This is a genomic window from Frankia canadensis, from assembly GCF_900197875.1.
GTDB classification, from domain to species: domain Bacteria; phylum Actinomycetota; class Actinomycetes; order Frankiales; family Frankiaceae; genus Frankia; species Frankia canadensis.
In genome coordinates this window covers 1-8,680 of the sequence record NZ_FZMO01000165.1, presented here as the reverse complement: position 1 = coordinate 8,680, position 8,680 = coordinate 1, and the positions used below count along the sequence as shown (strand labels likewise).

9 protein-coding genes are annotated in these 8,680 nt (G+C 73.5%); 2 read left to right on the top strand and 7 right to left on the bottom strand.

What is annotated here, in order from left to right; genetic code table 11:
- Window positions 1–92 precede the first annotated feature (92 nt).
- Genes C1A33_RS14855 through C1A33_RS14845 form a run of 3 tightly spaced genes read right to left on the bottom strand, consistent with a single transcriptional unit; the run spans window position 93 to window position 3,702 of the window.
- On the bottom strand, window positions 93–1,349 hold the full coding sequence (locus C1A33_RS14855; protein ID WP_243407564.1) for a pyridoxal phosphate-dependent aminotransferase: 1,257 nt from the start codon (window positions 1,347–1,349) through the stop codon (window positions 93–95).
- A 27-nt stretch (window positions 1,350–1,376) separates the two neighbouring features.
- On the bottom strand, window positions 1,377–2,243 hold the full coding sequence (locus tag C1A33_RS14850; protein WP_101832092.1) for a RecB family exonuclease: 867 nt from the start codon (window positions 2,241–2,243) through the stop codon (window positions 1,377–1,379).
- Window positions 2,244–2,250: 7 nt separating this feature from the next.
- Complete coding sequence (locus C1A33_RS14845; RefSeq protein ID WP_101832091.1) at window positions 2,251–3,702, bottom strand: MFS transporter; 1,452 nt, start codon at window positions 3,700–3,702, stop codon at window positions 2,251–2,253.
- Between the two features lie 90 nt (window positions 3,703–3,792).
- Between C1A33_RS14845 and C1A33_RS14840 the strand changes: the two genes are divergently transcribed.
- The gene (locus C1A33_RS14840) at window positions 3,793–4,260 is read left to right on the top strand and encodes a winged helix-turn-helix transcriptional regulator (protein WP_101832090.1); all 468 of its coding nucleotides are present in this window, start codon (window positions 3,793–3,795) and stop codon (window positions 4,258–4,260) included.
- Window positions 4,261–4,533: 273 nt separating this feature from the next.
- On the top strand, window positions 4,534–4,881 hold the full coding sequence (locus tag C1A33_RS14835) for a chorismate mutase (protein WP_101832089.1): 348 nt from the start codon (window positions 4,534–4,536) through the stop codon (window positions 4,879–4,881).
- Between the two features lie 20 nt (window positions 4,882–4,901).
- On the opposite strand, the gene C1A33_RS14830 is transcribed toward C1A33_RS14835, so the two are convergent.
- The 4 genes from C1A33_RS14830 to C1A33_RS14815 form a co-directional block, all read right to left on the bottom strand.
- Entirely contained in the window at window positions 4,902–5,516 is a 615-nt protein-coding gene (locus C1A33_RS14830) for a DUF1003 domain-containing protein (RefSeq protein WP_101832088.1), read from the bottom strand.
- The gene (locus C1A33_RS14825; protein ID WP_101832094.1) at window positions 5,513–6,856 is read right to left on the bottom strand and encodes a magnesium transporter MgtE N-terminal domain-containing protein; all 1,344 of its coding nucleotides are present in this window, start codon (window positions 6,854–6,856) and stop codon (window positions 5,513–5,515) included. The genes C1A33_RS14830 and C1A33_RS14825 overlap by 4 nt, the downstream gene beginning before the upstream one ends.
- Before the next feature lie 60 nt (window positions 6,857–6,916).
- Complete coding sequence (locus C1A33_RS14820; RefSeq protein ID WP_243407563.1) at window positions 6,917–7,546, bottom strand: L,D-transpeptidase; 630 nt, start codon at window positions 7,544–7,546, stop codon at window positions 6,917–6,919.
- 493 nt (window positions 7,547–8,039) lie between these two features.
- On the bottom strand, window positions 8,040–8,680 hold a 641-nt coding region (locus tag C1A33_RS14815), incomplete at its 5' end, for a TerD family protein (RefSeq protein ID WP_133150676.1).

Sequence of the window (8,680 nt, the reverse complement as noted above, 5' to 3'; positions counted from 1 at the left end):
TCCTCGACATCCTCGGCGTCGACCCAACCCGCCCACCATGATCGACATACGGGCCCGTCAACGCATCAAAGCCCCATGTGCGGAAGACGGGCCTAGCTGGGGGCGAGGCGGGTGAGGCGGTCGGCGGCGGACCGCAGGGTGCTGAGTTTCTTCGGGAAGCCGAAGCGGATGATGTGCCGCCCGTCGGCGGGATCGGCGAAGAACGACGAGCCGGGCACGGTGGCGACGCCGATGTCCGTGACCAGGCGGCGGGCCAGCGCGACATCGTCACCGACCGGATCGACGGCGCGGGTGTCGCACATCACGTAGTAGGCGCCGTCGGGCTCGCGGAAGGTGAAGCCGGTCTCGGCGAGCGCGCCGCACAGCAGGTCTCGGCGGGCCCGGTACTCCTCGGCGAGCGCGCCGTAGTAGGCGGCCGGCAGGTTCATCGCCGCGACCCCGCCGGCCTGCAGCGGTGCCGCCGCGCCGACGGTGAGGAAGTCGTGCACCTTGCGGATCGCCGCGGTGTAGGCGGGGGGTGCGATCGTCCAGCCGACCCGCCAGCCGGTGACGGCGTACGTCTTCGACAGGGCGTTGATCGTCACGGTGCGGTCCTCGAGCCCGGGGACCGTCGCCGGCGGAATGTGGCCACCGGGGCCCAGGTAGTGGATGTGCTCGTAGATCTCGTCGGTGAACACAAGCACGTCATGGCGCTGGCAGAGCTCGGCGACGAGGTCGAGTTCGTCGCGGCGCAGCACCTTGCCGGTCGGGTTGTGCGGGGTGTTCAGGATGATCGCCCGGGTGCGGTCGCTGACCGCGGCCCGTAGTTCGTCGGGGTCGATCGACCAGTCCGGCGGGTGCAGGCGGACCAGGCGCGGGCGCGCACCGGACAGGATCGTGTCGGGCCCGTAGTTCTCGTAGAACGGCTCGAACATGACGACCTCGTCGCCGGGGTCGACCAGCGCCAGCATCGTGGCGATCATGGCCTCGGTCGAGCCGCAGGTCACGCAGATCTCGGTGTCCGGGTCGACGGACCAGCCCGGATACGTCCGGCCGACCTTCGCCGCGATGGCCACGCGGAACTCGGCCGCCCCCCAGGTGATCGCGTACTGGTTGACGTCGGCGTCGATCGCGGCCTTGGCGGCCTCCTTGAGCTCCGGCGGACAGGAGAAGTCGGGGAAGCCCTGGGCCAGGTTGACCGCGCCGTGGGCGAGCGCGAGCCGGGTCATGTCCCGGATGACGGACTCCGTGAAGGTGGTCGCCTTCGCGGAGACCCTGACCTCGCCGGAGACGTTCGCCTCGCCGGAGACGTTCGCCTCGCCGGAGACGCTGGCCGGGGTGGGAGCGGGCGCGGTGATCTGCTCGGACACGGCCCCATCCTGACACCGCGGCGTCCGTCAGTCGCCGTGCCGAGGCTCGGTCACCGGCGCCGTCTCGTCGCCGAGGGCCGCCCAGGGCTGGCGTTCGGGGCCGGCCGACTGGCCCTGCGGGCACAGCCGCCGGTAGTCGCACCACGAGCACAGCGAGCCGGGCCTGGGTGGGAAGGCGCGGTCGGGGTCACCGCCCGCGCCCAGCGCCTCCGTCGCGGCGACGGCGTCGGACGCCACCGACTCGGCGCGGCGCACATGCCGGGCGATGCTGTCGTCGGTGTGCTCCGCGACGGCGATCCGGCCGGTCGGCACGTGGTGCAGCTCGACGCGGTGGCACGGCCGGCGCAGCATCCGCCCGGCGGCGAGGGCGTAGAGGGCCAGCGCCGGGGAGCTGCGCGCGTCCTGCTCGGTGACGGGACGCCGTCCGGTCTTGTAGTCGACGACGACGAGCTCGCCGTCGCGCTCGTCGAGGCGGTCGACCCGGCCGGAGAAGGCCAGCGCGTCGGTGCGGGCGGCGACCGAGCGCTCGACGCCGCGCGGCTCGGCCGCCGGATCGAGGCCGCCCACATATCCGGCGACCATCTCGGCGGCGCGCTCCCGCCAGGCGGCCGAGTGCTCCGCGTCACGGAAGCCGTCCTCGACCCACAGCAGCCGCACCAGCTGCACGGCCCGCGCGGGCGTGCGCGCCGCGATGGGCTCCTCCCACCAGCGGCGCAGCGCGTTGTGCACGCTCACCCCGAACGAGGTGTGCGCCCAGGCCGGACCCTTCGGCGGCCGCGGCCGGTCCAGGTAGATCATCCGGTAGCGACGGGGGCAGTCCTCGAAGGCCGCCAGCCGCGACGGCGTACAGGCGAACAGCCTGCGGGGCATGCCGGCGAGCTCCATCTGTGCCATCGCCCGATCATCCCACCTGGCTGACCGCCTCCACGGCCGCCGGGCCCTCGCCCGAGGACGCAGACGACACCCGCGCGGCAGGGACCACCGCCGCGGTACGGCGCGTCGGCAGGAGCAGGCAACTCAGCGCGGCGACCGCCTCGACGATCGCGATGAACACCCAGGCCCGCTGGTAGGCGAACAGCGCATGCCCCTCGGCGCCACCCACGGACAGCGCCACCGTCGCCGCCACCCCGAGCACGGTGCCGAGCTGGCGGGACATCGCGAACACGGCGCTGCCCGTCGCGCGGCGCGCCGGCGGCAGCGTGGCGGAGATCGCGGCGGCGAGCACCGGGATGGCGAGGCCGACGCCGAAGCCGCCGATCATCAGCGCGGGCAGGAAGTCGCGGGCGTAGCCGGGGGTGACGCCGACGAGCACGCGGAAGGTCAGGTTCGAGACCGCGAGCAGCAGGCAGCCGACGGCGGCGACCGGGCGGTAGCCGAAGCGGGCGGCCAGGCGCGCGGCGGCGAACATCGACACGACGGCCGCGACCAGGCCGCCCGGCGCGAACTGCAGACCGGCCGTCAGCACGCCCTGCCGCCACAGGTCGGTCATGAGCAGCACGTTGCTGAGCAGGAACGCCCCGAATCCGGCGAAGAGCAGCAGGGTCACCCCGGACGCCGCGCTGAACGACCGCTCCCGGAACAGGTCCAGCTCGATGACGGGGGCCCGGTGTCGCGTGCACTGCCGGAGGAACAGGGCGACCGCGGCGAGGCCGCCGACCAGCGTGCCGATCGTCCCCGCCGTGGCCCAGCCCCAGGAGTCCGCCTGGACGAGGCCGAGCGTGACCAGCGAGACGCCCGCGGTGAGCAGCACGGTGCCGACGAGGTCGGGGCGCTCCACCGGGCCGTCCGCCCGCGACTCGCGCAGCACCCGCCGGGCCACCAGCAGCGTGACCACGATGATCGGCACGTTGATCAGGAAGATCCAGCGCCAGCTGACCCGGGTGAGCAGCGCGCCGACGGGAGTTCCGAAGGCGGCGGCGACCGAACCGGTGGCCGCCCACGTCGCCACCGCGCCCGCCCGCCGTGCCGGCGGGAACTCACCCAGCAGCAGGCTCAGCGACGTCGGCAGCAGCGCCGCCGCCCCCACCCCCTGCAGCCCGCGCGCCACGATGAGCCAGGTCAGCGACGGTGCGGCGGCACACAGGGCGGACGCGACGGCGAACAGGACCATGCCGGCGACGAATCCGCGCAGCCGGCCGTAGGCGTCGGCGAAGCGGCCGAACGGGATGGGCAACGCCGCCAGGGCGATCGTGTAGACGTTCAGGACCCAGGACAGCGTCGCGGCGTCCGTGTGGCCGAACGCCCGCTGCAGGTCGTTGAAGGCGACGTTGACCACGAACAGGTCGAGGCTGGCGACGAACGTCGCCGCCGACGTGACGAGCAGGACCCAGCGCAGGCGGGCATCGGCGCGCATCAGGCGACCCCATCAGGTTGGTAGCTTCACTGGACCGAGTAGGTCTAGTGAAGCTACCAACATGGGTAGCGTGACGCTACACTTGGGCGCATGCTGCGGCGCACCTACGAGCAGGAACACTGCTCGATCGCCGCGAGCCTGGAGATCCTCGGCGATCGCTGGACGTTGCTGATCCTGCGCGAGGCGTGCCGCGGGGCCACCCGCTTCGCCGACTTCCAGAGCCGCCTCGGCCTTGCCCGCACCGTGCTGAGCGAACGGCTGTCCCGCCTCACCGCGGACGGCCTGTTCGACCGTCGCCGGTACCAGGACCAGCCGGAACGCTTCGAGTACGTACTGACCCAGCAGGGCCGCGACGTGTGGCCGATCCTCAACGCCCTCATGGTCTGGGGCGACCGGCACGTGATGGCGGGCAACCCGCCTTACCTGATCCTGCATCGCGACTGCGGCGGTCACATCGACGACCGCCGCCGCTGCGAGGCCTGCGGCCGTGAGGTCGACGTCACCGACGTCCGGCGCGTTCCCGGTCCCGGTGCCCCCGTCCCGCCCGCGGCCGGTTAGCCGGGCCCGGGCGGGACGGAGGCGAGGCACACTTCCGACGGATCCGGCGCGGACCGTGTTCCTGGACGGATCCGCGCCCGGCTGGCATGCTTGCCTCATGGGGTGCGGCCGAACCACGCGTCACGGCGCGCTGCTGCCTCCGTTTTATGGGGACCGGGCCCGGTCCCCGCGATGCCGCTGACCTCACGCGGCACAAGCATCAGACCCAGGCCCGGTCCACCCGGGCACCGTTGGCCTGGGCTGAGCCGGAGCTCCGATCGAAAGGTCCCACCCGTGGAGAACCTCGTCGACCGTCCCGACACCGCGATCCCCGCGCCCACCGCGCCCGGCGGCACCCTCGCCGACGTGCCGCTCGCGGACGGCGCGCCGACGCTGAGCACGATCGCCGAGGGACGCCAGCTGATCGACGACATCGACGGCCAGCTGCGCGCGCTGCTCGCCACCCGGCGCGACCTGTCCCGCCAGATCCAGGCGCTGCGGGGGATCGAGGGCGGTCCGCGCATCGAGCACGCCCGAGAGAACGAGATCATCGCCGCGTGGGCCGAGGAGCTGGGGCCGCGCGGCGTCGAGATCGCGATGGCCGTGCTGACCATGTGCCGGGGAGCGGCCAGCCAGCCCTGAGCCGCTCGTCGATGGTCTCCTCAGCGGTCCCCGGGCGTCCGCAGGGGTCGGCTGGCCGAGTCGGCGGCGTCGTGGCCGTTCTCGCGCTTCTTGTCGCTGCCGCGCTCGTCGTCCCGGCGCCGTCGCCGGTCCCGCCGCTCGCGGTCGGTCGTGCGGCGCGGCGGGTCCAGCTCGGCGAGTAGCCCACGTAGTTCGGCCCGCAGGTAGTCCCGGGTCGCCAGTTCGCCGATTGTGATGCGCATGGCGGCGAGCTCGCGGGCGATGTACTCGGTGTCCTCACGGGTGCGCACGGTCTGCTCGCGGTCCTGGGCGAGGTTCGCCCGGTCCCGGTCGTCCTGGCGGTTCTGCGCGAGCAGGATCAGCGGCGCCGCGTACGCGGCCTGCAACGACAGCACAAGGGTCAGGAAGATGAACGGGAACGAGTCGAACCGCGCCGCCTTCGGCGCGACGACGTTATAGGTGATCCACAGCACGATGACGACGCTCTGCGCGACGAGGAACCGGGCCGTTCCGATGAAGCGGGCCACCCGCTCGGCGAGCCGGCCGAAGGCGTCCGCCTCATAGCCCGGCCGGACCCGGACGCGCCGGGACAGGCGCGGCTGGTCCAGCCGCGCGCCGCGCCGACGCGCCCTCATGACGTCTCCGCCGGGCCAGGGCCGATCTCGCCGCGGGCGGGATCGACGTCACCCGCCGGGGGCGGGGTCAGGGCGCCGGGCGTGGTGCGGGCGTCCACGTCGGCGTCCAGCTGGTGTTCCCGCCAGTCGGCGGGCAGCAGATGGTCGAGCACGTCGTCGACGGTGACCACACCGACAAGCCGTCCGGCCTGGTCGAGCACCGGCGCCGCCACCAGGTTGTAGGACGCCAGGTGCCGGGTGACCTCGGCGAGCGGCGTCTCCGGGCGCAGCGACGCGATGTCCACGTCGATCACCCCGCCGACCAGTGTCGACGGCGGCTCGCGCAGCAGCCGCTGGAAGTGCGCGAGGCCCAGGTAGCGACCCGTCGGCGTCTCGTACGGCGGGCGCACCACGTACACCTGCGCCGCCAGCGCCGGGGACAGCTCCGGCTCGCGGATGCGCGCCAGCGCCTCGGCGACCGTCGCGTTCGGGGCGAGCACCACCGGCTCGCTCGTCATGATCCCCCCGGCGGTGTCGTCGGCGTAGCGCAGCAGGCGGCGCACGCCGGCGGCCTCGTCCGGCTCCATCAGGCGCAGCAGCCGCTCCGCGTCCTCGGCGGGCAGCTCGCCGAGCAGGTCCGCCGCGTCGTCGGGGCCCATCGCCTCCAGGACGTCGGCGGCGCGTTCCTCGGCCAGGCCGCCGAGCAGTTCCACCTGCTCGTCCTCGGGCAGTTCCTCGAGGACGTCGGCGAGCCGTTCGTCGTCGAGGGCGGCGGCGACCTCGGCGCGGCGCTTGTCCGACAGGTCATGCAGCAGCGTGGCGAGATCGGCCGGGCGGAGCTTCTCGAACGCGGCCAGCAGGTTCGCCGCGCCCTGTCCCTCCTCGGGCAACGAGAAACCGGTGACCTCGTCCCAGGAGACCGTGCGGACCTCCCCGCGCCGGCCCCGGCCCCGGCGCACCGCCACCTGGTCGAGCACCCAGTCGCCGCCGCGGACGGGCTCGATCGCCGCGTCGACGACGGTGACCTCGGTGCTGTCGGCGAGCAGGGTGACCCGGCGGTCGAGCAGCTCACCGAGCACCCGGATCTCGTTCGGGCGCTGCTGGAAGCGCCGCCAGCTCAACCGGGCGGACGACAGCACGACCGCGCCCGACTCCACACCGGTGACCCGCCCGATCGGCACGAAGATCGGCCGCCGCTGCACCTCGACCGCGAGCCCCAGCACCCGCGGCGGCTCGTGCCCCAGACGCAGCGTGACGATCACGTCATGGACCCGCCCGACCTGGTCACCGTTGGGGTCGAGCACCAGCAGGCCGGCCAGGCGCCGGCAGAACACCCTGGACTGGGCCGGACGGGACGTCATCACGGCGGGAGGCTACCCGCCCACGTCCCCACCGCAACTCCGCGGTCCGTCACATCCCGTTCAGACCGCGACCTCTGTGAGGATGTCGACCGGGGTGCCGGGCGGCACCTCCCGCAGGCGGTCGAGGTCCGCCAGGTGCAGACGGACGCAACCACGGGCGATGTGGGCCCCGCGCGTGCCGATCGCGACGTCGGCGGTGGTGTCGAGCGGGCCGTGGATCGCCACGCTCGCGTCGAGGGAGTCGTCGTAGTCCGTCGCCGTCGGTGAGTGCGCGGAGGTGACCAGAACCAGGTCGCCGAAGCCGGCGCGCGCAGGCGGCACGACGCGGGTGATGTAGAAGCTCCCGGTGGGGGTGGGATGCTCGCGGGTGCCGACGCCCGCCGGCACGTCCAGGACCGGGGCGTTGGCGTAGTACAGGCGCAGACGTGCGGCCAGCGCGTCGACCTCGATCCGATACGGGGTGCTGGTCAGGCCGACGCCCGCGCGGCGCAGCCATCCTGTCGACCCGTTCGGCCGCTGCGGCAGGCGGACCCGCAGCCAGCCAGGCCGCTGGTCGATGACGGGCAGCGACGCGGGCATCCCGACCGAGGCGATGACCAGACCGGCCGCGGACCCGCCGGTTCCGGCGAACCAGCTCACATCCTGGGTGGCGACGGCGACCAGCGTCCGGCCCGCCGGCGCCCCTGCCACACCCGACGTACCTGCCACACCCGACGTACCTGCCACACCCGGCGTACCTGCCACACCCGACGTACCTGCCAGGCCCGGCATCTCCGGCGGTCCGCCGGCCGCGACGCCGGGTGCCGCGGCCGTGGGGGTGCCGGGGCCGGTGGTCAGACCGCGCGTGGGCCGGGTGAAGGCGGCGGGGTCCGGCGGGGACGGAACGGTCCTGGGGACCGGGATCCCGGTGGCTGCGGGCTGGCTCACGGCTGTCCGTTCCAGGTCCGCCCCTGGCCGGACGACGGCCGCGATCAGACCCGCGACCAGGGCCACCAGCACACCGGCGACCGCGACGGCCGCGACGCGGCACGGCGGACCAGACCGTGGATCATCCGCCTCTGCCCGTGGACGCGGACCCAGATCCCCCATGCCGCGCGCACTCCCTCCCGACCGTGACTACGGAGTGTGTACAGTGCGCACGCTCCGTAGTCACGCACCGGCGCTGCCGGCGGGTCAGGCGGTATCAGAGGTACTGGCGGGAGGGGCTGACCATGGCCCGGACGGTCTTGCCGTCATGGAACTCACCGATCGCGGTCATCGACCAGGTGGGCGTGCCTCGTTCCCGCTGGACCCGGCACATCACCAGGCCGGTCGACGGCTTGGACTCGGACAGGTCGAAGCGGACGAGCTCCTGCCCGGTGACATCGTCGTAGAGCCGGCAGTAGGCGTTGCGGACCTCGGTGAACGCCTGCCCCTGGAAGCTGTTCACGGTGAAGATCAGGGTGACGACGTTCGGCGGCAGCGCGGCGAGGTCGACCGCGATCGTCTCGTCGTCGCCATCGCCCTGACCGGTCAGGTTGTCGCCGGAGTGGCGCACCGCGCCGCGGGCGCCCTTCTTGGACATGAACCAGACCTTGTCGACGTCCTTGCCGCGATCGTCGAACAGGATGCAGGAGGCGTCCAGGTCGATCGAGCGGCCGCGCTGCGCCGGATCCCAGCCGAGCCCCATCCGCACCCGGGTCAGCGCGGGCGCGCCGGTCTTCACCAGCGAGACGCTCTGGCCCTTGGCGAGCGAGACCCGCCCCTTGTCCAGGTTCACCCGACCGGCGGGCGGCGGCCCGGGCACGGGCGGCGGGGGCGGCGGACCCCACTGCTGGCCAGGCG